Annotated in this window: 11 protein-coding genes; 6 read left to right on the plus strand and 5 right to left on the minus strand. The window is 69.3% G+C overall.

Annotated elements, in window-relative coordinates:
• Positions 1 to 275: 275 nt before the first annotated feature.
• The 6 genes from BS72_RS15165 to BS72_RS15190 are packed head-to-tail and all read left to right on the plus strand — an operon-like array spanning position 276 to position 9,916.
• On the plus strand, positions 276 to 2,828 hold the full coding sequence (locus BS72_RS15165) for a Z1 domain-containing protein (RefSeq protein ID WP_037911085.1): 2,553 nt from the start codon (positions 276 to 278) through the stop codon (positions 2,826 to 2,828).
• Positions 2,825 to 3,850 (plus strand): PD-(D/E)XK motif protein, encoded by a 1,026-nt coding sequence (locus BS72_RS15170; protein ID WP_037911087.1) that lies wholly within the window; start codon positions 2,825 to 2,827, stop codon positions 3,848 to 3,850. The genes BS72_RS15165 and BS72_RS15170 overlap by 4 nt, the downstream gene beginning before the upstream one ends.
• Complete coding sequence (locus BS72_RS15175; protein ID WP_037911089.1) at positions 3,847 to 5,811, plus strand: hypothetical protein; 1,965 nt, start codon at positions 3,847 to 3,849, stop codon at positions 5,809 to 5,811. The genes BS72_RS15170 and BS72_RS15175 overlap by 4 nt, the downstream gene beginning before the upstream one ends.
• Positions 5,808 to 6,707 carry a hypothetical protein gene (locus tag BS72_RS37260; protein ID WP_198545898.1) on the plus strand — a complete coding sequence of 300 codons (900 nt, stop codon included), beginning with the start codon at positions 5,808 to 5,810 and terminating at the stop codon, positions 6,705 to 6,707. The genes BS72_RS15175 and BS72_RS37260 overlap by 4 nt, the downstream gene beginning before the upstream one ends.
• Positions 6,704 to 8,548, plus strand: a complete 1,845-nt coding sequence (locus tag BS72_RS39545) for a DNA cytosine methyltransferase (protein WP_322942259.1) — start codon at positions 6,704 to 6,706, stop codon at positions 8,546 to 8,548. The genes BS72_RS37260 and BS72_RS39545 overlap by 4 nt, the downstream gene beginning before the upstream one ends.
• 9 nt (positions 8,549 to 8,557) lie before the next feature.
• Entirely contained in the window at positions 8,558 to 9,916 is a 1,359-nt protein-coding gene (locus tag BS72_RS15190) for a DNA cytosine methyltransferase (protein WP_037911092.1), read from the plus strand.
• A gap of 1,052 nt (positions 9,917 to 10,968) precedes the next feature.
• Here the strand turns inward: BS72_RS15190 and BS72_RS36525 are convergent.
• The 5 genes from BS72_RS36525 to BS72_RS15215 form a co-directional block, all read right to left on the minus strand.
• Positions 10,969 to 11,139, minus strand: a complete 171-nt coding sequence (locus BS72_RS36525) for a hypothetical protein (protein ID WP_157856240.1) — start codon at positions 11,137 to 11,139, stop codon at positions 10,969 to 10,971.
• Between the two features lie 456 nt (positions 11,140 to 11,595).
• Positions 11,596 to 12,810 carry an SWIM zinc finger family protein gene (locus BS72_RS15200; RefSeq protein WP_078901383.1) on the minus strand — a complete coding sequence of 405 codons (1,215 nt, stop codon included), beginning with the start codon at positions 12,808 to 12,810 and terminating at the stop codon, positions 11,596 to 11,598.
• 117 nt (positions 12,811 to 12,927) lie between these two features.
• A complete protein-coding gene (locus BS72_RS15205; protein ID WP_232792616.1) occupies positions 12,928 to 15,924 on the minus strand; it encodes a DEAD/DEAH box helicase in 2,997 nt (998 codons plus the stop codon).
• A gap of 297 nt (positions 15,925 to 16,221) precedes the next feature.
• On the minus strand, positions 16,222 to 18,777 hold the full coding sequence (locus BS72_RS15210) for a GmrSD restriction endonuclease domain-containing protein (protein ID WP_037911097.1): 2,556 nt from the start codon (positions 18,775 to 18,777) through the stop codon (positions 16,222 to 16,224).
• Positions 18,778 to 18,962: 185 nt separating this feature from the next.
• Entirely contained in the window at positions 18,963 to 23,888 is a 4,926-nt protein-coding gene (locus BS72_RS15215) for a DUF3320 domain-containing protein (protein WP_051951129.1), read from the minus strand.
• Between the last annotated feature and the right edge of the window lie 130 nt (positions 23,889 to 24,018).

A 24,018-nucleotide genomic window follows, 5' to 3' on the forward strand; every position in this document is an offset into this window, starting at 1 on the left:
CCGGGCACTCTGTGCAGCTCACGGTCCTGCTCGGAGCTTCCTCGTGGGACGGCTCCGGTCCTCGCTCGTCCGCCCCGCCCTTCCCGAAGCCTGCTGTGCAAGCATCGTACCGATTCATACATCGCCGTTCGGCTCACCCGAAAACCTCTCGACGTTGTATAAGTGACGCGTGTCCGTGGAGCTGAGGGGGCCGACCGGCACAGCGCCCAGGAGCGGGCGCAGGGGGCCGGATCCGAGCGGGAGCCGGCGCACGAGAGTGGGGGAAGCCGCATCCCATGGTGGACGAGTTCGACGACAACTACGACACGTTCAAGGCATTCTTGGATCTGTTCGCCCCGCCGGAGGCGGTCAAGCGCCTCGAACGTCTGGGCATCCCGCAGGACACCATCGAGCGCATCCGTGAGCGGCACGAGAAGGAGACCGTCCGGATCAAGGAGCTCGAGGAGCCGCACGCCGTAATACTCGGCAACCGGGACACCTGGTACACCGGACCGCAGACCAAGGACAAGTGCTGGCCGGCGATCGTCACGGAACTCATCAAGGACGGTTGGCCACAGACTCCCGCGATCGACGACCTGGACAATTCCTCGACCCGTGTCGTATCGCTGTTGAACCACCCCAAGGAGAGGTCATTCGCCACGCGTGGGCTGGTGGTCGGCTACGTCCAGTCCGGGAAGACGACCAACTTCACGTCCGTCATGGCCAAGGCCGCCGATCGTGGCTACAAGCTCTTCATCGTCCTGGCAGGCATCCACAACGGGCTGCGGCGCCAGACCCAGGCCCGTCTGGTGCAGCAGCTTGTGGAGCCGAATCCCGCGATGTGGTCGCAGTTGACGGGTCTGGACAAGGACTTCACCCCGACGGAAAATCCGGCTTCCTACTTCGGCAAGAGCAATCGGACGCACGTGCTGTGCGTGGTGAAGAAGAACGCCACGGTCCTGCGCAAGCTCGCCCAGTGGCTGGAGAAGGCGTCCGACTACCTCGGGGACTGCCCCGCGCTGATCATCGACGACGAGGCCGACCAGGCCACCGTGGCGACGAAGTCGATCAACCCCCTGATCCTCAGGATCATGAGCAGCCTGCCGAAAAGCGCCTACGTCGGGTACACGGCCTCCCCCTTCGCCAATCTGTTGATCGACCCGAGCGCCGAGGACCTGTACCCCAAGGACTTCGTCGTCAATCTGCCCAAGCCAGCCGGCCACTTCGGTACCGAGGTGCTGTTCGGACGCTACGCGCTGGACGGTGAGGACCCAGAGCAGGTCGATGACGGCCACGACATGATCCGGTCGATCCCCGAGGACGACGTTTCGTGTGTACGTCCCGAGACGAAGGCGGATGTCGACGGCTTCGAGCCCGTCATGATCGACACGCTCCGGTCTGCCGTCGAGTACTTCTGGCTGGTCACGGCCGCTCGGCGGGTTCGCGGGAACGGAAATCCGCACAACACGATGCTGATCCACACCAGCGTCAACACTGCGGTTCACAACAGCTTCAAGAGGCCGCTGGAGTTCCTGCGCGAAAGGGCTGCCCGTACCGTCGACGACCCCGGCTTCATCGCCCGACTGCGTGATCTGTGGGACCAGGAGACCGCTCGTGTCCCCGCTGCGGACTTCGGTGAGACCAAGGTGGAGTTCGAACAGCTGCTGGTCGAGCTGCCGGGAATTCTCCGCAGCTGTCGCGTCATCATGGACAACTCCAGCAGTGAGGATCGTCTGGACTACGAGAACGGCCCTGTCGTGGCCATCGCTGTAGGCGGCAACACTCTGTCCCGGGGGCTGACGCTGGAGGGCCTGTCGGTCAGCTACTTCGTCCGTGCCGTCTCCGCGTACGACACGCTGCTGCAGATGGGACGTTGGTTCGGCTTCCGGAACGGCTATGCCGACCTGCCCCGCATCTGGATGACCGATGAGCTGGCGGAGTGGTTCCGGCACCTGGCGACGGTCGAGACCGAGATGCGCCGCGACATCGACGTCTATATGACCGAGGACGAGGACCCGCTCACCTTTGCCGTACGCCTGCGCACGCATCCCGCCCTACGCGTGACCGCTGCGGCCAAGATGCGCGACGCTGTCACGGCAGCCTCGTCGTACGGTGGCAAGCGGGTCCAGACACACTACTTCCGCACCGATGCGGACTGGCTGCGCGGGAACATCGATGCCGCACGCACTTTGATCAAGGCATCCGCCGCGCACGGGAGCCGGGTGGACGAGCGCCCCGCCGAAGGACGGTACGTCTTCCACCAGGTGCCCCACGACCTCGTGATCGACTTCCTGTCGGACTACCGGTTCCACGAGAAATCACCCGAGAACGATGCGGACCTGATCAAGGGCTACATCCGCAAGCGCGTCTCCGCAGCCGGCTCGTTGCAGCGATGGAACGTCGCAATCGTGGGCAGCCCCCAGGGGGAGGACTTCACTTTCGCACCCGGCGTGACCGTCGGTCGGAACACCCGTGCGCGACTCGCCGTCACCAGCCCGACGCCGGGCTTCGCGGACATCAAGACCCTGATGAGCCGCCGCGACGCAGGTGTGGATCTGTCCGGGGATGTGGGCAGACTGACCGACAAGGCGATCATGGAACTGCGGCAGTCCGAATTCCCGGACACCGGCCTCCTCGTCCTCTACCCCATCGACAAGCTCTCGACCCCGAGCCCCTCGAAGAAGTTGCGTGACCCGCTGGACGCCGAGGAGCACGTCATCGGTGTCGGTCTGGTCTTCCCCGTGCCCGCGAACAGGGACAGCACGGTGGAGAAGTACATCTCCGCGAACCTTGCCAATGTACGGATCGAGGAAGAGGACTACAGCCTCCTCGACAGCGAGGAGGCATGAACGAGAACACTCTCCGTCGGCTTCTCGATGACAACTGGACCGCGCTCGACGCCGAGCCCGTATCGGGTGAACGCCGTCTCAGGGTGTCCCGACTGCCCGTTGTCGCGGATCAGGGTCCACTTGCCGTGGCGGTCGATCACGACGGTCACCGTCATCTTTTGGTGCCGATCCATGCTCACCGCAAGGTGCGCCAGGGGCTGGACGGCCCCGTCCTGCAAATGCGCAAGCGGCCCCTGGAAGACGCGGACACCTACCAGAACTACGTGGACCTCGGGTGCTTGCGGACCGACCTCGATGACCTGTTCACGAACCTGTGCATCGACGTACTCGATGCGGTCGAGGGACTCCCCGAGAACCCGGTCAAGGCTCTCTACGGAGTTCTCGATCGATGGAAGGCCCTTTTCCAGACGCAGAGCGCCCCGCTGGGCAGCGAACAGCTCGCCGGGCTCTTCGGTGAGCTGTCGCTGCTCAATCGCCTGCTCCTGAGCGACCCCAGCGCCCATCGACTCTGGCGGGGCCCCCGCGGGGACCGACACGACTTCTCTGCCGGGACCACTGCCGTCGAGGTCAAAGCAAGCATGGCCGGCGAGGGACGACGGCCGCGGATCCACGGCCTCGACCAACTCGAAGCACCTGCGGGCGGCGCACTCGGGCTCGTCTGGTTCCGGCTGCAACGCACCGGAGTGAACGGTCCCGGAGCTGCGTTCACGGATGCGGTGGACCTGGCGCGTCGCCTGTGCGACGACGAATTCGCGCTGCTCGGACTGCTCGCATCGGCCGGGTACCACCCCTCCGACGCGGACCGCTATCAGGATGTGCACTTCGTGATCGTCGAAGAGCGGTGGTACCGGGTGGACGAGACGTTCCCAGGTCTGACGAACCGGATACTCAAGGAAGCAGGCGTACCGGTGTCGGTGCTGGACGTCGAATACACCGTCGACCTGTCCGGCGAGATCCCGGCGCCCCTGTCGCATGACCAGGTGTCACAGATGATCGACGCGCTGATTCGGGAGCCCATGTGATCACGCCCGGCTGGTTCTCCCAGCCTTATCCGCCGGAGGGTGCGAGTGCGGCCGAGGGCATCCGCAATCAGCTCGGCCGCCCGGAGCTCGACCTGCTCACCATCCTGGTGCGGGAGTCCGCCCAGAACAGTTGGGACGCCCGGCTCCCTCATGCATCCGGCCCGGTCGATTACAGCCTCGACATGTGGACAGTGGGCGCGGGACACACCAACGCGTGGCGCGACATGCTGCTCAACGGTGCGCCGTCGGCTTCGGGAAATTTCCCCCTCCGCGATTGCCTCAAGCAAGCGACGATCCAGCTGCTCGCCGTCTCCGACCGCGGCACGCGGGGACTCGGTGGCCCGACCAGGGCCGACACCGCAGTCGGTCCCGATCGGGACTTCGTCTCCTTCATCCGCAACATCGGCGAGCCTCGGGAAACACCCTTGGGCGGTGGTACATACGGCTTCGGCAAGGGCATCTTCTACCTTCTGTCCAAGTCCGGAACGGTGCTCGTGCACTCTCGTTGCCGGACCGCGCAGGGCCACGAGACGCGACTCATCGGCTGCAGCCTGTGGAAGAGCTACGTCGCGAAGGAAGCAGACGACGGCCGGCGTTACACGGGCCGGCACTGGTGGGGTGACACGTCGGGCAGCGTGGTGGAGCCCTTGGTGGGTCATGCCGCCGAAGCAGCGGCTCAACGTCTCGGGCTCAGACCCTTCGGCCCCGAGGAGACCGGGACGACCGTCGTGGTCGTCGACCCCTTTCTCGACGGGATGGAACCACACGCAGCGGCCGAATACCTTGCCGAGACCATTTCCTGGCATCTCTGGCCGAAGATGATCTCCCGTGCCGACGCACCGCCCGCGATGCGCTTTTCCGTGCGCTGCAACGGTATTGCCCATCCGGTGCCCGACCCGCGCGAGACCCGGCCGCTCAGCTTGTTCGTCGCCGCCTACGAGAAGATGGCGGGCCAGGAGGGCAGCGACGTGGCGTGCCGAAACCCCAAACGCCACTTGGGTCGTCTCGGTCTGGTGAAACGGATCATGCCTGCGCTGGTGCCGACCCACGCATCCCGCATGCTGGGCATCGAGGACCTCGTCCATCACGTCTGCCTGATGCGGCCGGCCGAGCTGGTCGTCACGTACTTCACGGGACCGAAGCCTCCGAGTGAGAATCTTGGCTACGCAGGGGTGTTCCGGGCCGACGAAGCCATGGACGAGGTCTACGCCAAGGCCGAACCGCCCACGCACGACGCATGGAATCCGCAGTCGCTCGAAAGACCGGAAAGTACGTTCGTGCAGGTGACCTTCCGACGCATCACGGAAGCCTCGGAGGGCCTTCTCTCCCTCGGAGGAGTCGCTCGTTCCGGTAGCAGCAATGTCGCGCTGGGAGCAGCTAGCTCACTCTTCTCCGGCCTGGTCGGCGGCGCGTGGGGAATCGGCGGGGACACGGCGTACTCCAAACCCGGCAGCACCATCACGCGCAGCAGCCGGGCTGCCCGTGAGGAGGACGGCTCGGAAAGCTCGCCCGAACCTCGTCCCGGTGCAGGGGGAGCGTCCCGGGTTCGGGGCGAGTCCGACACGGGCGAGGCGTATCCGTACCAGGGCAACACCGACCACGACCGTTCGAGCACCCCACGACGTCGTCCGCGCGTGCAGTACGTGGGTGAGCCCTACTTCGACGACCGGGGTGACGACGCCGTGCTCGTCCAGGAGTTCCTGCTGCCGGTACCCGGGAGTCAGCGGGTGCGGATCGAACTCGCCGTCACCCTTCCCGGTACCGGAGGCCGGGAGACAGATCCTCCCGTGGGGGCCAGCATGCCCACGCTCATAGGTTGGGAGAGCGCCGATGGCATGGTAGATGCATCCGAGGCCTACGTGATCGAGGGAGGCGAGTCCGTCTGGCGTGCCCTGGTGCGCCCGGCTCCCGACACCATGACCGAGATAGCCGTCAAGGTCGAGGCGGTGCAAGCTCCGTGACCAAGCGGGTTCTTCCCTATCGGATTCCGTCGGAGGACGTCGTCACCGCCGGGTACTGGTCGCTGGTGACCGAGGACGGGGAAATGCTCCTGCCGGAAGCACTTCCGGACTGGGATTACCACATGGACCTGCACCTGCGCAGGAGCGTCCGGGTCGATCTCGACGGAGCACGCTCACAATCGGGGCTCCCGCCCGACGCGGCCCTCCAGCTTGCCGCCATGTGGACGGCCACCGGCTCCAATCTCAGCGGACCGGCCCAACACCTCCGTCTGGCAGGTGTCGGTACGACCGAGGTCGTTCTCGATTTCACGCTCCGAGCAGCGGACCTGGGTGGGCTCCTCCTGCTCGACACCGCGCTGTTGCTTGCCGAGCGACGTGTCGACGCCCGCCCGTCGTCGCCCCGAAGAGCAGGCTCGGTCCTGTGGAGCCGGCGCGACTCCCTACGCCTCCAGGGCGATGCTCCTCAGTTCCCCATGGCCGTGATCGACTTCTCCCTCACGTCCTTCCCGGATGACGCCGCCTGGCATCTTCAGATCAGCGGCAGTCTGGAGAGCGCGACCATGGGCTCGCTGCTCCTCCTGGTCAATGAGCGGAACACCGTCACTGCGGCGGCATTCCAGAATGCGGGCAAGCCTCGACCGATCGACCGGATCGTCCTGTCCGCCGTGTACGCCGACGCTGCCCGAAGCATGATCGAACACGCCCTCGGCATAGACGAGTTCGTCGAGGACGCAGACTTTCCCGAAGGATCTCTCGGCGCCACCTTGGTGAGCCTGTTCGACCGACTCCTTCCAGGACAGTCGATCACCGACATCCGCCTTCGCCGGAGACATTCGCCCGCCCTGTTCGCCTCCGACCTCCAGGCCGCGGTCAAGATATTCGAGGTGCCACGATGAGCTTTCTGTACCCCCGGCTCCTCGCCGCTCAGGCCCGCCCGCTCTACGAGGAATATCAATACCTCTCACCCATCGACCTCACCGGTCGGGTGGCCACCGCCCACGACTCCGCCGTGTATGTGGCAACCGGCGGCGATCGGGTCTCCACCGACCAGCTGATGGAATTGCGTGCCGCCGTCGTAGATCTCGCCAGGAGCGCCGGTTTCCCCTTCGAGTCCGACCGTGCCCGGAACGCCGAATTCGACCTTCGCATTGCTGCCCTGCTGCACGACCGGACGGGCATGGTCCCGGCCGAAGCAGCCTCCCGGGACGTCTGGGCATTCCTGGCGCTCGTGCTGCTCCCGGACGTCGCCTACTGGCGCTACCCGAACCCACCCAAAGACCGTGTCCTGGCCACGGACCTCACCCGACACGTCTTCGGACGACTGTGGTGGCGCGCACAACTCGTCCGGTCCCCCGACAGCACCGACCCCTACAGTGCCCTCAACATTCTGGGCGAGGCCGCCTTCGACCAGATCTACGCACGCCGCGCCGCACTCGGCGGCAGCCCCCACGTCGTACGCGCGATCCTGCGCGTGTGGAACGAACTCGATCTCACCGGCCTCAGAGAACGTGAGGCACTCCAGGACTTCCTCAAGCGACTGCTGCGCCTGGCGCCCTTCGTACTCTTCGACGGAGTGGAGGAGCAGCAACTCGACGAGGAAATGAGGGCGGTCGCCCAGGAATCGCTGGACGCCCAGCGCCGTGCCCAGTCCCCCACCGGCGAGGCCGGCTCGGAACCCCGCCAGGACACGTCGATCGGCAACACACCCGCCGCCGGCACACTCTCGACGGCATGGCCTGTCGAGGACGCGGTTCAGCCGAGGCGGAATGCTGAGCCTCTGGGCACTCGGCGGTTCCGGTCGGTCGAAATCTGCGCGGGTGGTGGGGCGCAGGCGCTCGGCCTGGAACGGGCCGGCTTCGATCCCGTCCTGTTGATCGACAGCAAGGCCGACGCGTGCTTCAGCATCGACCTCAACCGGCCGGACTGGGAGGTGGTCTGCATGGACGTGATGCAGTTCCGACCCGACATGCGCCCCGAAGCGCTCGGAGTGGATCTGCTCAGCGGTGGTCTGCCTCGTGTGGCTTCCGTGGCCGCGGCCGGGCGGACCGAAGACACGGAGGAGCGCAGAGTGCTCATGGCGGCTGTCGAGCTGGCCTGCAGCATGCAGCCGCGCGCTCTGCTGCTCGAGAACCTTCCGGATCTCGTTGAAAGCCCCCAGTTCGCCGCGGATCGCGCGATCATCGAAGCGCGACTCGGGGAAGTCGGATATCAGGTTCAGTGGAGAGTCCTCAACGCAGTCGATTTCGGGGTGCCGCAGAACCGGAAGAGCGGCTTCATGGTGGCCCTGCGGGACCCCTGGTCGCGCAGATTCTCCTGGCCCCAGCCGGCTGGCCTGCCGGCTCCGACTGTCGGCGAAGTCCTCGGCCCCTCGATGTCCTCACAGGGCTGGCCCGGCGCGGAACATTGGATCAAGAACGCCGACCATGTGGCGCCTCCCCTCGTCGGGGGGTCGGACCGGCGTGGGGGGGCTGACCTCGGTCCCACCGGCAGCAAGAGAGCATGGGCGGCCCTCGGCGTGAACGGGATAAGCCTCGGCGACACACCACCGGATGCGCTTTTCCCCGTGGACGGGGTTCCCAGACTGACCGTCGAGCAGGCTGCGATGATCCAGATGATCCCCGAGGACTGGAGGTTCTTCGGTGGCAAAACGTCCCGGTATCGTCAGATCGGACACGCAATGCCCCCACCTCTGGCGACTGCTGTCGGCCAGGCCCTCGCATCAGCTCTCGCCGGATAAGATCGCCCCATGCGCGCGCCAGGCCCCCTCGCCTCCGATCCCATCACAGTGGTCGATCTTTTCAGCGGCTGCGGCGGCTTCACGCAAGGGTTCCACGAGTTCCGGCTGGCAGGCGCCGACGAAGCCGGCCCCGTCTTCCAGAGCGTCGCCGCCGTCGAGCACAACCTGGCGGCCGCAGCCACATACGCGATGAACTTCGGAAGTGGCCGCCTCGACAAGGACTTTCCAGCCGCCCGTGTCCACTTCGGCGACATCGAGGAGTGGGAGCCGACTCCCGAAGCCCTCCACGCCGACGTCGTGGTCGGTGGGCCGCCCTGCCAGGGGTTTTCCGCTCTGAACCGTAACAAGAAAGGCACTGAGCGCAATCGCCTGTGGGAGGAGTACGTCCGCATCGTCGCCGGCGTCCGTCCCAAGGTCTTCGTGATCGAGAACGTCGATCGTTTCCTCAAGTCGGACGAGTTCCGGAACCTTCTCAACGAAGTCGAAGAGGGCGGCCTTCTGGCCGAGTACCGGCTCGTCGATCCTCCTGGCCATCAGCCGACGGACACGCACGAGACCAAGGTCAAGCGCTACCTCCTGAACTCGGCGAACTACGGAGCCGTGCAGGCCCGTCGGCGGGCCATCGTCATCGGAATACGCCGTGATGTCGACACCGGCCGCGCGATGGCGTATCCGGTAGCAACTCATGCCAGACGCCCTCCGTCCAAGCAGACCTCGGTCATCCCGGCCCAGCCGCTGGACGGGGTTCCCGCGGAACCTGCGTATTGGCAGGCCGTGGACAGTGTCTTCGAGGAGTCCTCTCGACTCACGATCCGGGGAACGGAGCTTCCCGACGACAAGGAGCACGTCGCCGCGGTGAATGCCGTGCTCCCCGGCGCGTTCACCACTGAGCAACTCCATATCGGACGCAACCCGGAACCGATCTCCCAGGCCCGCTACCAGGTGATTCCCAGGGGTGGGAACCGCAAGGACCTCCGCCGGAAGTGGTTCACGGTCACCGAACGCGGTGACATCAGGATCTTCGATGTCGAGAAGCCTGCCGGCGTGACCACCACGGTGAGGTATCTGTCCACCGCGAGCTGGGACAATCACACAACCGGCACGGGCGATGTCATGGGCCGACTCCGCCTCGGCGAGCCCTCCGTCACCATCCGAACCGAGTTCTTCAAGCCGGAGAAGGGCCGCTACCTCCATCCCACGGAGCCCCGCCCGATCACCCACTTCGAGGCAGCCCGCATCCAGGGCTTCCCTCTCGATTTCCGCTGGTGCGGCTCGAAGACCGACATCGCCCGCCAAATCGGCAACGCCGTCCCCATCCCCCTGGGGAAGGCGATTGCCTCGGCAATCCACGCGTACCTGCGTGGCTGACCCGATCCGCACAGGGAATCGTGTCCCCACCTGAAAAAAATAATGTAAGCGTAGAGCCGGTGGTGGCAGTTGATGGGGACGCTCCGACAGGGTCAGCGACAGTCGAGTTCTCGCGGGTCTTGTGCCTTCAGGTGCGTGCAGCGAAATCGGGCAAATGCTACTTTTTGCCACGAGTTGAGACAGGGGGTGGTTTCACGCCTGGGGGACTGGTCCCACCTCTCCGGGCCGATCCCCCCTGAGACATTTTGGACTGCTGATGAGCTAGATCTCGATGGCCTCGTGCGTGCGTTTGGCGGGAGCTGAGTTCACCATCGCCCCTGTACAGCTCGTAGTGCTGCCGAGCCCGAGCTGACCCAGAACGCGCTCCTGGAGCGGTTGTTGCCGCGGCATGAGCGCAGATCCCGGTATCCGGGTTCCAAGTCGATGCCAGGCCGGCACGTGCCGTACGGGACCCTGTACGTCTAACGCATCGGGATCCAGTGGGAGTACACGCCCGAAGAACTCAGCCCCGGATCGGGCATGACCTGCGTGCGACTCGTCACATTAGGACCACCAAGTCGACACTGGAGAAAACTCCGTCGGCGGCGATCCTCCCAGCGGTGAGCGTCGCCTGCCCAAGCGAGCTTCCAATCGATTGGGATGGCCAAGACCGTGACATGCGACGTTGACTGCACGCGCCCTGAAAATTGACCGCAATACCCGATCGGGCGTCGCCATTCCCTCCATGAGGACTTCGGCGTTATCATGAAAACTAGCGATCAAGTCTGCTTCGACGAGCGGGCCCGATGTCGGATTAACGGCCGGGACATCTTCCCCACTATGAGAGACTACAAGAACATCAAAGAAAGCCGTATTTCACGGCGAGCGCTCGATAGTCGTCAACAGGCCGACTGTGGGCGGATCAAGTGGAGGCTGTGACTCGCCGGGCCACCGTGGCGTCACCCAAGATCCGCCGGACGGATCCACGAGCGCGGCGGAACACGGGTGAGTTCTGTGGTGCCCACGTTCCCGGGCCCGCCGCCTGTGGGATCGGCGGCGGGCCCGGGAACGTGCTACCGGCGACGGCGGCGCAGGAGGACGCCGCTCATGCGGGTGAGTTCGCGTACGACGTCGGGAACGGTGACGGCGTCGGTGCGGCACAGCGCGAAGACGGCGACGACGATGAAGCCGATGAGTCGGACGAGAAGGATCGTGAGGGCGAAGAGCAAGGCGTAGCGGGTCATTGGTCCTCCAAGGGAACGGGCACACAGCAGGCGGCGCCCAGGGTGGTGGGACAGTCCCGGCCGGGATGTCCCGAAGCTTGGAGGAGCCGGGGGTTAGACCCGCAAGTCGTACATCTCCGCAGGTGGAGAAGGTTGGATTGGTCCGAGCGCGCGTCCGCACCGTTGTCTGGCTGGTCGCGAAGCCCCTGCGCATTCTCCAAGGACCCGCGCCGCCGGAGCCGATCTCTTCGAGCGGCTTCCAAGCCTGCACGGCCGCCGATCTTCAAGTGCCTGAGCCCACGCCTCTGTGTCCGCCGTCGCTGTTCACCGTTGACGCCCTCGGCTGTCGGTGCCGTGTCCCGGTGTGGGATCGCAGCGATCGGGTGAAGAGCGCCGGAGTCATGGTCGAGCGCTGGGACCCGTCTCTATGGCGTCGACCGTGTCGGCGGCGGTGCGGTCAGGGCTGGAGGAGGGCCGTCAGGATGACGGCGGGGTCCGCGTCCGGGGGCCGGCGGGGTACCAGGTGGCGCGGTCCCTGGTGTACGGGTACCACAGGCCCTCGCGGCTGAGGCGGAGTTGGGCGTTGTGGCCGTCGACGGTCCAGCGGTTGCGCCAGGTGCGGAGCCGGGGTGGGGTGGTGCCGGACCAGTCGGCTCGGAGTGCCTCACGGTCGCGTTCCAGGCGGCCGGCCGGCGGGTTCCAGGCGTTCTCCAGGACGTCGAGGGAGGCGGCTCCGCCGTAGCGCCAGGCGCGGGTGGCGGCGGCGAGTTCGTCGGGGGTGCGGTCGCAGTTCGCCGCGATACGGGCGAAGACCTCCACCGTGGGATGGGTGGCGGCCAGGCGGACGGCGTCACGCCACTCGGTGAGCGGGGCGGGTGGCGTGGTCGCGGCGTGGCGGGGGATGTCGAGGGCCGCGGCGAGCAGGTGGTGGGCGCGGGTCGCGGCGTCGGCGGCGAGGAGTTCGAGCCCGGCCGGGTCCACACCGGGCTCGGGGACGGCCGATTCCGCCAGCGCGGGGCCGCGGCCGGCCTGTGCGGGCAGCGGCGGTGCGGCTGGCAGGGGCGGCAGTGCGGAGCGGGCGGAGAACACCTGGCCGGCCGGGTCGCCGTTCCGGGGCGGCGGGACGACCGCGGCGGCGGCCCCGGTCGCCTGGGAGGTACCGGCCCCGGTCGCCGAGGAGGCGAGGGCGGCGGCTTCGGCGGCGGCGCGGGCGGTGTTGCGGCGGGTCAGTTCGTCGGTCAACTCGTGCTCGCCGCGCCCCCGGAGGAGCAGCAGCACGAAGGGGTCCCGGTCCAGCAGCCGGGCGACCTGGTAGCAGAGGGCCGCGGCGTGCTTGCACGGGTAGCCCCAGTCGGGGCAGTCGCATTCCGGGTCGAGGTCCCGGGGGCCGGGCAGCAGCGTGACGCCTGCGGCTTCGGCGTCGTCGGCGAGTCCGGGCGGCATCTCGCCGTCGAGGAGGGCCGCGATGTGGGCGGCCCGCTCGGCGATCACGTCGAGGAGGTGGTCCCACTGCTGGTCGGTGAGCTGCCGCACCCGGGCCGCGCTGCGGTAGGGGGTGGGGCTGCTGCCCCGCACGCGGGCCGTGGCGGAGCCGGCGGAGATGGTGACCGGGCCGACCGCGCCCCGTCGCGCGTACGTGCGTCCCCGTTGGAGGCGGCCGGAGTCCAGCGAGGACTCCTCCAGCGAGGTCACCCACGCCCTGCCCCACCAGGTCTCGGCGAACGGGGCGCGACTGCCCTTGGCGGGCGGGAGCGTCGAAGGTGAGGACGGTCTTCTGCCGTGCGGAAGCGCGCTTCCCCGTCGGCCGGGTCATCGCCGCGTCCCGCGCAGGGTGACCAGTTCGGCCAGTTCGCCGTCGCTCAGCTCGCTGAACGCCGCCTCGCCCGAGCCGAGGACCGAGTCGGCCAGTTCCCGCTTCTGCCGGAGCATGTCGGCGACCTTCTCCTCCACCGTCCCCTCCGCGATCAGCTTGTGCACCTGGACGGGCTGGGTCTGGCCGATCCGGTAGGCGCGGTCGGTGGCCTGGTCCTCCACCGCCGGGTTCCACCAGCGGTCGTAGTGGACGACGTGACCGGCGCGGGTCAGGTTCAGGCCGGTTCCGGCCGCCTTCAGGGACAGCAGGAACACACGTTTCTCACCGGCCTGGAAGGCGTCGACCATCTCCTCGCGGCGGCCGACCGGAGTGCCTCCGTGGAGGAACAGGGTCTCCACGCCCCGCTCCGCCAGGCGGCGTTCGATCAGCCGGCCCATCGCCACGTACTGGGTGAAGACCAGGACCGAGCCGTCCTCGGCGAGGACGGTGTCGAGGAGTTCGTCCAGCAGCTCCAGCTTCCCCGACCGGCCCGGCAGCCGCGCGTCCCCCGGCTCCTTCAGGTACTGCGCGGGGTGGTTGCACACCTGCTTCAGGCCGGTGAGCAGCTTCATCACCAGCCCGCGCCGGGCCATGCCGTCCGTCCCCGCGATCTCCGCCATCAGCTCACGGACCAGCGCCTCGTAGAGGGAGACCTGCTCCTTCGTCAGCGACACCGGCCGGTCGGTCTCGGTCTTGGGCGGGAGTTCGGGGGCGATACCGGGGTCGGACTTGCGGCGCCGGAGCAGGAAGGGGCGGATCAGCGCGGCCAGTCGGCGGGCGGTCGGCTCGTCCCGGTCGCCTTCGACGGCCTTGGCGTAGCGGTCCCGGAAGGACGTCAGGGTGCCGAGCAGTCCGGGAGTGGTCCAGTCGAGCAGGGACCAGAGTTCGGACAGGTTGTTCTCCACCGGGGTTCCGGTCAGCGCGACCCGTGCCCGGGAGGGAATCCGGCGCAGCGCCTGGGCGGTGTGCGCGTGCGGGTTCTTGACGTGCTGGGCCTCGTCGGCGACGAGCAGGCCCCAGGGCTGCTCAGCGAGGCGTTCGACGTCGCGGCGCAGGGTGCCGTACGTGGTCAGGACGAAGTCGCCGCCGCTTCCGTCGTCGACCCCACTTCCGTCTCCGCCGTCTCCGCCGTCTCGACCGCCCCCGTCTCCGCCGTCTCGACCGCCCCCGCCGTCGAGGCCGGCCAGGTCGCGGCCGGGGCCGTGGAAGCGGCGTACGGAGGCGGTGGGGGCGAAGCGCCGGATCTCGCGCTCCCAGTTGCCCAGCAGGGAGGCGGGGCAGACCACCAGGGTCGGGCCCTTGGTGGCCTTCCGTTCCTGGCGTCGCAGGTGGAGGGCGATCAGCGTCACGGTCTTGCCCAGGCCCATGTCGTCCGCGAGGCAGCCGCCCAGGCCGAGCGAGGTCATCCGGTGCAGCCAGTTCAGGCCGCGCAGCTGGTAGTCGCGCAGGGTCGCCGCGAGGGCCTTCGGCGGTCCCTTGGGTTCGCGTGCGGCGCATGCCTCGGGGTCCGCGATCCGGGCGCGGACCTCCTCCAGTACGCCGCCGGCGGTGACCGCGACCTGTTCGCCGTCCACCTCGACGCTGCCGGTCAGCGCGGCGCCCAGCGCGTCGATCGCGGTCAGCGACCGCTTCCCGGACCGGGCGGCCCGGCGCAGGCGGCGCACCAGTTCGGGGTCCACGACCACCCACTGGTCGCGCAGCCGCACGACCGGCTGGTGCGTCTCGACCAGCCGTTCCAGCTCCTCCGGGGTGAGTTCCTGGTCCCCGAGCGCGACGCGCCAGCGGAAGTCCAGCAGGCTGTCGGAGCCGAGGAAGGACGCGGCCGAGGACGTCGTCCCCTTGCGGGCGGGTTCCAGGACCCCGGACGCGGTCAGGCCGCGCACCAGCTCCTTGGGCCAGTGGACGGCCACTCCGGCCCCGCTGAGGCTCTCGGCCGCGTCGCCCAGCAGCGCCAGGGCCTCGTCGCCGGACAGCTCCAGGCCGGTCGGCGCGGCCGCGTCCAGCAGTCGGGCGGCCGGCGGCCAGGCACGCGCGGCCCGGCGCAAGGTGAGCAGGGTGTCCACGCGGGCCCGCGGGCCGAACAGTTCGGGCGCGGCGGCCCTTCCGGCCCACAGGTCCGCGGCGTCGGCGAGCACCGTCGGATCGGCCAGGCTGCGCAGCTGGACGACGGCCCGCAACGCGTCCTCCCCGTCGGACTCCCCGTCGAACTCCCCGTCGAACTCCAGCCGCAGCGAGACCTGGAGGCCCGCGTCCCGGCCGGCGGCGACCTCGGCCGCCCAGGCGCGCTGCTCCGGTACGGGCTGCGGCGCGCGGGCCGCGAAGGCGGGTCCGCCTGCCAGGTGGCGGGCGGCGGGGGTACGGGTGAGGGAGTCGGCGACGGCGTCCAGGAACGCCCGCAGCAGCGGCTCGGCCAGTGGAAGGGTGAGCGGCGAGAGGCCGGGCACCGCGACGGAACGGGCCTCGGGCGGCATGGCGGCGGCGAGGGAGGCCAGCCGTTCCTGATCCGCGACGTCGAGCGGGCCCACCCGCCACGCGTCGAAGCCCTCCGGCGACACTCCGGGCAGCACGCGGCCCCGGGCCAGCAGGTTCAGGCCCAGCACCGCCGCCGCACCCCAGAACGCCGTACTGGCCGACGCCCGACCGCCGCCCCCTGACGCCCCACCCTCGCCACCCGACGCCCGACCGCCGCCGCCCGCGCCGAGTGCCCGGCAGCGGGTCAGCAGCGCCATCGCCTGCTCCACCGGCACCAGCACGGCCGGCACCCGCGCCCGGCGCACGGACGACCCGTGCGGGCGGACCACCGTGAGCTCCTCCGGTTCCACCCCGATGTCCGGCGGCTCGCCGTCGGGCGCCCAGAACGCCACCCGGCCCAGCCGGGGCGGGTCCGCCGGAAGGAACACCGCCTCCCCCGCGGCCAGCCGCGGCAACGCCGCGAGCAGCCGGTCCCGGTCCACGACGGCCGAGCCGGACGGCAGGACGTCGTCCGAGCCACCCGAGCCGGCAGCAGAGCTCACCGCCGAAACCTGGACCCTCGCCACCGCACCCACTCCTGGAACCTGTGACCTCCGGCGGCCCGAGGTCCTCCCGGACGACGCACGCACCCTCAGCTGCCCAAGGCTATCCGCCCGCGTCGGCACGGCGCGGGCGCCGGCTTCCCGCACCCGTGGCCAGTATCGGGCTGGAATCCACGGGCCGCGCACGTGCCCGACGCGCAGGGGTCAGAGCGAGCCGGCGTTTTCCGCCTCCGCCACCTACCGGCGGTTGGTCAGGGCGACCGTATGCGCGAACCATTCCAGCACCGCGCGCAGCTCCTCGCCGTGCTCCGCGAAGACCTCCAGCGGGAAGGACGGGCGCAGGTCCAGTTTGGCCTCCGCGAGGCCGATGCCGTCGATGGCGTTGAGCCGGTCCAGCAGCTCGCGCCGCAGCGCCTCGTCGTCGAAGGGCGGCCGCCGCTTCAAGTACTGGAAGACGACCTCCACGGTCCCGGACACCGGGTAGATGCCCAGAGGCCAGGTCGTGCGGAGACCAGGTGCACCGTCCAACGGCGCGGTAGGGAAGCAACTCGTCTCGTTTGCACGGCCGTAGGCGAGGTCACCGCCCTGCCCCTCCCAGAAGCGCAACGCGCTCAGGACACCGTTCACGCTCTCCGCGGTCTGGTTGTCGCGCAGCTGCGTCTCGAAGCGGGCCGCCGCCGACTGCTGCCCCGCGCCGTCCCCCGGAGTGGGCGGCGCGGACTCCTCGTCGAGATCCCTGCCCAGGAGGGCCGCGAGGTCGGCGCTGGTCAGCCGGTGCGAACGCCGGGCTCGGCCGGCCGCGTCGAAGGGAACGCCCTCCGCTTCCAGGCGCGTGCGGGCGTCCCCTGACTCCGTTCCGGCGGGCCACCGGAAGCCCGGCGCAACGCGGCCGTCCGCCGTCAGCACCCGATAGGCGCCGTGCACTCCGGCCTTGGCCGCCAGATGCTGGCCGACCGGCATCGCGTGGGTGCCGATGAGCGCCGCGACATCGCCGTACGTCGTCCAGGTGCCGGCCGGCATCGCGAGGAGGGCGGCGCGCAGTTCCTTCCAGCCGGTCCACTCGTCGTCGGCGGGGACTGTCCCGGCGACCGGTCCGGGCCACAGCCGTACCGCCCGCGCGGCAAGGTCGTCGGCGCGATCCAGGATCTCTGCCCGTCCCCACCGCTCCCGTCCGGCGATGGCCTGGTTCATGCGCAGGGCGCTGGAGTCCAGGATCTCCTGCTTGCGGCGGAACGGATGGTTGGACAGCTTCGCGTTGTCCGCCGACAGCGTGAGGTTGCCGAGCGTGTGCACCAGCGAGGTGTGGAGCTCTTCCGGGGTCTGTCCGTCCTCGGCCTCCTCAGCGAGCAGGTCCAGCCACTGGTGGGCGGGGCGCTGCGGCAGAACGTGCTCGACCGTGAGGTGCGCCTTGGCGTAGTCGACCGGTTCGCTGCCCCCGTAGCTCTCCTCCAGCCTGCGCAGCACCTGGAAACGCTGGGTGCCGCGCCCCGCCTTGTAGAAGGGCCGGGCGCGGATCGCCTCGCGGACGGCGTCGTCATCGGGCCAGGCTCGGGCGCCGGTCCTGTTCTTCGACAGGAAGCGGCGCACTGCCTCCGCGGGGTCGTCGTCCTTCTCCAGTTCCTTGGCGATCTCCATGAACACCCTGTTGCTGCCCATCGTGGAGAGGCCGGCCAACAGCCTCCGCACCATGTAGCTCTCGGCGTAGATGAGCGCCTGGGCGGCCTGGCGAGCCGTGGCCTGACCGGTGTCCACACGGTCGAGCAGGTGGAGAGCCAGGGGATAGTGCGTCTGGCCTCCCCAGCGCGACAGCCGCTCCAGGACCTCGCGCAGATCCGGGTCCAGTTCCCGCTCGGGCCGCAGGATGCGGACGAGACGCTCGGCGCGTCGAGCGAGGGCCGCGATCTCGTTCTCGAGTGCCGCCTCGTCCGTGCTGATGGGTTCCAGGCGTCTCTTCTGGTCGCGGTAGATCTCGCTCTGCTTGGCGCGGCTGTTGCCGGCCACGATCAGGTCGAGCCACACCAGCAGTTCGAGGTTGGCGGGGCCGAGAAGCTCCTGCATGGGCAGCCAGAGGTTGCGGTAGACCGACTCGCCGCGGGTCCGCAGACACATGAAGACGTAGTTGCGCAGCAGATCGCTCTGGCTGAGCCCCACACCGGTGTTGTTGATCGACTCGAAGATCCGGTAGACGTTGTCGGCCTCGGCCGCGGTGATCTCGACGATCGACAGCAGATCGCTGAGAACGGTCTCCACTGCGTCCGTCCATGCCTCGCCCCCGCTCTCCTCGCCCTCGGTCAGCACCGTCAGGAAGAAGCGGTAGGCGGCGCCTACGTTGCCGGGGCCGCCCGCCTTGGGTGAGGTCTCGACGCAGGCGATGAACGCGTCGCGGTCCGCCTGCGTCGGCAGGAGGCGGTAGTGGTCCTCACCGCTCCGGTACTTGTTGACGAGTACCAGGTCGTGGATGCGGTCGGCCTTCTGTTCCGCTCCGCGGGCACGGTGGCGGTCACGCAGGGCGGTGAACGCGAGCATGAGGGTGGTCAGCCTCTGCTGCCCGTCGACCACGAGCCAACGCTGCATCCCGCCCGCCGTGATCCGACCGGGCGCCAGGACGACCGAGCCGAGGAAGTGCGCTGCAGGGGAACGGCCTTCGGAATGCTCCTCGACCAACTCCTGTACGTCGTACCAGAGCTGCTGGAGCTGCTCCCGCTCCCAGCTGTACGTACGCTGGTACAAGGGAACTTGGTATTGCTTCTCGCCCTGGACGAGCTTCGTGAACGTGGTCTCCTGAGCGTGCACGCGTGCCTCTCCCCGAGGTGTGTCGATCATCCCCATCGTTCCACCAGCGATGACCCTCACGGGCGCGTTCGGAACGTCGCGAGACCCGCCCGAGCCAGCTCGACGAGCCCCGCCCCGGCCCGGTCAGCGGTTCAGCGGAGCGCCCGGCCAGCGGCACCGAGCCGGCGGCCGGACGCCCCGTTCAGTCATTCGGCGGACCGCGGTGGCAGCGCGAAGCCGCCGGCAGTCTCGATGAGGGCGCCCTGTGCGAGCAGCGCGGCTATGTCCGCGTCCAGGGCCGACCGGATGTCCGGGCCCAGCCGCTTCCAGCCGAAGTAGTCACTGGTCTGACGGACGAGCTCGTCGCGGGACATGCCCGGGGACTCCGCGGTGAGCTCCCGCAGGGCGAGTCGGCGCTCGGTTGCCGGAAGATGCGCGCACTTGCGCGTCACGTCGGCCGCGGGACGGCGCGCGCGCAGCACCTGTCGACCGACGGCGTCGAGGAAGTCTCCGTCCGCGACGACGAGCCCCGCCTCGACCAAAGAGCGGACGACCTGGTGGATGTTGTCGCGGATACGGGCACCAGCGCGCCCGACGCCCCACGCCTCGCGGACCCGCAGCACGAGCAGCTCCTCGTGGACGGGGCCCTCCGTCTCGATCACCCGGGTGAGCAGCTTGCGCAAGGTGGGACGGGCTTCGGCGGTGTGCAGCTCGTGCCTCGGGTTGACTTCCAGCAGGCAGACCTCGTAAGCAGCGCTCCACGGCCGTTCCGGGGCGGTGTCGATCAGGACGCGCTCCGCCGCGGGAGCCGGTTCGGCAGCTGCTGGCACGGGCGCCGCGGGGGCGGCGGGCGCCTGACCCGCCCAGGCCGTGCGCGGGTCGACCGCCACCGCCCGCTCGACGGCGTCGCGCAGCCGCTGCTCAGCCGCCGTGCGGTCGCGGTACCAGTCCGTCCCCCAGATACGGTGCAGTGTCCAGCCCAGGCCGACGAGGACCTCCTCGCGCAACCGGTCGCGGTCGCGGGCCGCCTGGGAGGAGTGGTACATCGCGCCGTCGCACTCGATGCCGAGAGCGTAGGAACCCGGGACTGTCGGGTGCCGTAGGCCGAGGTCGATGCGGTAGCCCGCGACGCCCACCTGAGGCCGTACCTCGTAGCCCCATTCCCGGAGCACGTCGAGGACGGAGACCTCGAAGGGACTCTCCGGTTCGGCGTCGGGCTGCACCATGTCGAGAGCCAGCGACGCGGGGCCCTTCTGCGCGTACTCCAGATACCGCTTGAGGTGCTGGACACTGGGGTTGGTGCTCTCCCCGAGGCTGCCTGCCGAGAAGGAGGCGATGACCTCCATGCGGTAACGCGCCCGGGTGACGGCGACGTTGAGGCGCCGCCACCCCGCCTCCTTGTTGATCGGCCCGAAGTTGAGTCCGAGCCGGCCGTGTTCGTCCGGGCCGTAGCCGATCGACATGATCATCACATCGCGCTCGTCGCCCTGCACCGACTCCAGGTTCTTGACGAAGAAGCCGCCGAGACGGTCCTCGGTGAAGCAGTGGTCGAGGTCGGGGCGCATCAACCGCGCCTGCTGAACCTCCTGGTCGATGGCCGCCGCCTGGGCCTGCGAGAGGGCCACGACACCGAGCGTCCGTCCGGGACGGGTGTCGAAGTGGTGGATGACCCGCTCCGCGACGAGTGCCGCCTCCTTCCGGTTGTCCCGGCGGCCGCCGCGGTCGTAGACGCCGTCGGCGAGGAAGTAGGCGACCCCGACGTCGTTGCCCTCGTCCGTGGCACCGGGGAAGGTCACCATGGAGTTGCCGTAGAAGGAGCGGTTGCTGAAGGTGATCAGATCCTCGTGACGGCTGCGGTAGTGCCAGCGCAGGGGCAACTCGCGCAGCGCGCCGGCCTTGCACGCCTGGAGGAGCGACTCGAACGAATCCGGTGTGTCCTCGTCGTAGTCCTCGCTGTCTTCCTCCACCGAGGAGTCGAAGAACGACGTCGGGGGCAGCTGCTTCTCGTCGCCGGCGACGATGAGGCTGCGGCCGCGGTAGACGCAGTTCACGGCGTCCGCCGGCCGCACCTGGGAGGCCTCGTCGAAGATCACCACGTCGAAGGTGAAGTCCGAAGGGAGGAACTGGCTCACCGTGAGCGGACTCATCATGAAGCACGGCTTGATGCGGTGGACCACGTCCTTGGTCCGGGCGAGGAGCTCGCGCACAGGCATGTGCCGCCGTTGCAGCTCGGCCTGGCGCTTGATGACCGCGGCGGCGCCCACACCGAGGTTCCTCGGCCGGCGCTTGTTGCACGCCTCGACCACGGCGCCGCCCGCGGCCGCGATCAGGCGCCGGTCGGCCGTCTGGAAGTCAGCGACTCGAATGTCCAGTTCGGCGGAGCGCGTCGAGCGCAGCCGGGAGTCGGCTGCCAACTGGTGGTCGGCCCACGCGCGGAGGAGGGTGTACTCGACTGCGGACGGGAGCAGTTCGGGAGCGACACCGCGCTCGGCGGCCAGCGGCACGAGCTCCGCCACGCCGTGGCGCGCGAACACCGCCACGCCGTCCTGGTACGCCCGCCACTCCTCCGGCCCTCGCGGGTCGGCCAGGAGCAGGTCCACGGCTTGCCGGGCCTGCTCGAACGTACCGCGAACCGCAGCGGAGAGCTGTCCCCGCCGGGTGGCGCCGAAGAGGTCGAGGACGCTGTCCGCGGCGGACGTCCAGTTCGCGGCGCGCTGTTCCGCGGCTCGGCACCACTGGGCGAACGCGGCGCGCACACTCTCGGTCAGCAGGCCGGGCAGGGTGTCCGGCTCGGCGCCGTCCGCCAGGAGCGCCGCGAGCACGTCACGGCGCTCCACCTGGCGGCCGAGCGCGGCGACGCGGTCCGCCACGGCGAGCGCCTCGTCGAGCGCGCCGAGGTCCTCATTCGTCCGCGGGGTGTAACGCCCCAGCAAGGGGGCGCTACCGTTGATGTGACGCGCCACCTCGGCCGCGGCCTTCTGCCACGTGAGCGCCTGCTCCAGCCGCCCGGGCAGACTCTTGTGCCACACACCGTCCCGCGTGAGCAGCACTACCGCCTGCCGGTCCGCCTTGTAGACGCCCGAGAAACGGGCGGTGAGCCCCCGGTGCTCCTCAGCGAACCGTCTTACGAGTTCGGGCAGCTGCGGCGCTGTGAGGACCTGCTCGCCGAAAGCATCCGACGCCGCGGCCCGTGCGCGCGCTTCCTCGTCCAGCAGCACCCGTATCCGCTCGGCCGCAGCATGGGCGTTCTTCAGCCCCACCGGGTCGAACCAGCCGTCCGCCGGACGGTTGGGCACGCCGGTCAGGTCGGCCAGCGCGAGCAGTGCGTGCGCGTCAGTCGGCGTCTCCGGCTTGCGGGCGCCGAGGAGGTCGGCGAGCTGCGCGAGGCCGGCGGTCACGTCCTCGGGCAGCGAGGGCCCGCGCACGGTGTCGGCGGAGGCGACGCGGTCCTTCTCCGGGAGTCCTTCGCGGAGGGAGGCGACGACACGCAGCAGCTCCGGAACGGTGCGCGGCTCGGCGCCGTCGGTGAAGGGGCGCCGCTCGACTGCCTTCCGCAGCGCGTGGAGCGTGTCGTCCGCTTCCTCCACGGTGGCGACAGGCGAATCCCCCTCCAGGCCGCGCCACACGAACGTGTCCCCCTCCGCGACCGGCCGCCACGCGCGTCCGACAACGCCGGCAGCGGTGGTCAGGTCGAGGAGGGTCGCCTCGGTCAGCTCCCGCTCCGAGGCTCCCCGGGCCCGGCGCACGGTCAACTGCGGTGTGCCAGCGCGGTCGAGGAGGGAAAGGGCGCCCAGGACATCGTGCAGGGTACGGCCAAGGGGCTCGCGAGGCTGGTTCATCGCCGCCGCGTATCCCGTCAGCTCCTCGCGCAGCCGACGTGCCTGGTCAAGCTCGTGGTGCGCGGCACCCGTGCTGCGCACCTCGGTGGAGAGCACCCGGTGCAGCTCAGTCGCCACGGCCTTTTTCGAGGTGTCGCCGCTGTGCAGCGCCAGGACGAAGTCCCCCAGGCCCACGGAACCCAGGCGGTTGCGCACCACATCGAGTGCCGCGGCCTTCTCACTGACGAACAGGACGGTCCGTCCCGCGTGCATGAGCGCGGCGATCATGTTGGTGATCGTCTGGCTCTTGCCCGTTCCGGGCGGCCCGCTCACCACGAACGAGCGTCCGTCCAGCGCGGCGGCCACGCTCTGGCGCTGCGAGGCGTCGGCGTCCAGTACCAGGGGTGTGCTTTCGGGCAGTTGGATCTCGTCGATCCGATCGAGCGCCGGAGGCTCGAAGTCAAGAGCTCCCTCGGGCAGTCCGGCGTCAGGGCCGAGCGCCACGGCGCGCACCAGGGGGTGGGCCGCGATCAGCTCCTCGTTGTTGAAGAGGTCCTGGTACATGGCCTCCTTGTACGAGGCGAAGAGCGCCAGCACCACGCGCTCCTCGACCGACCAGCCCTCCTGCCTGGCGGCCACCCGGCGGGCCGCCGCCAGAACGGCCTGGGCGTCTGCCGGATCGGCCTCCGCGACGGGTGTCCAGTCCAGGCCCATCCGGGTCGCCTTCACCGCCAACGCGGCGTTCAGGGTGCGCTCCTGGCCTTCGGCGACGTGCAGCCGAAGGTGGCCGCCGCCGTCCCGGCGCAACTCGACAGGGACGAGGAGGAGAGGCGCGGCGCTCACCTCCTGCGCGCCGGGCTCGCGCCAGTTGATCATCCCGACTCCCAGCCACAGCACCCAGAGGCCGTAGTCGTTGAACGTCTGCGCGGTACGGCTGCGCAGCGTACGGAGCGCCGCGTCCAGCGACGCCTGCTTGACCTTCTGCGTGACGAGGCCCTGCGTGCCTGTCTCCGCTGTGGAGGCGGGCTGCACGGTCTCCTTGCGCAGGTCCACAGCGCCCCCGCTGCCAGGCTCGCGGACAGGTGCGAACTGCCACCCCCGCCCGAGGCGTTCCAGGACCGGCGCGTATCCGGGCGCAGCGATCTCCAGGGTGGCGGTCCTGGTGTGGCGGAAGTTCAGCAGCCGGTTGCGCCCGCCGAGGTCGAGGAGCGAGTCACGCCACTCGCCGAGAACCTTCTGCAGCTTGCCGTGCGCGTGACGGCCGTCTCCCTCTTCTTGCGCGGGGCCGGGACCGCTCGTGTACCGATCGGACATCACAGGGGCACCTCCGGGCGGGATCAGCGCACAGCACATGGGGCATCCCCGAAGACCCCCCAACGCGTACCTATCATCCCGGGCCGCACAAGACCCGAAATAGCGGCGTACTGTTGCGTGACATCGCGCA

The organism is Actinacidiphila yeochonensis CN732, assembly GCF_000745345.1.
GTDB classification, from domain to species: domain Bacteria; phylum Actinomycetota; class Actinomycetes; order Streptomycetales; family Streptomycetaceae; genus Actinacidiphila; species Actinacidiphila yeochonensis.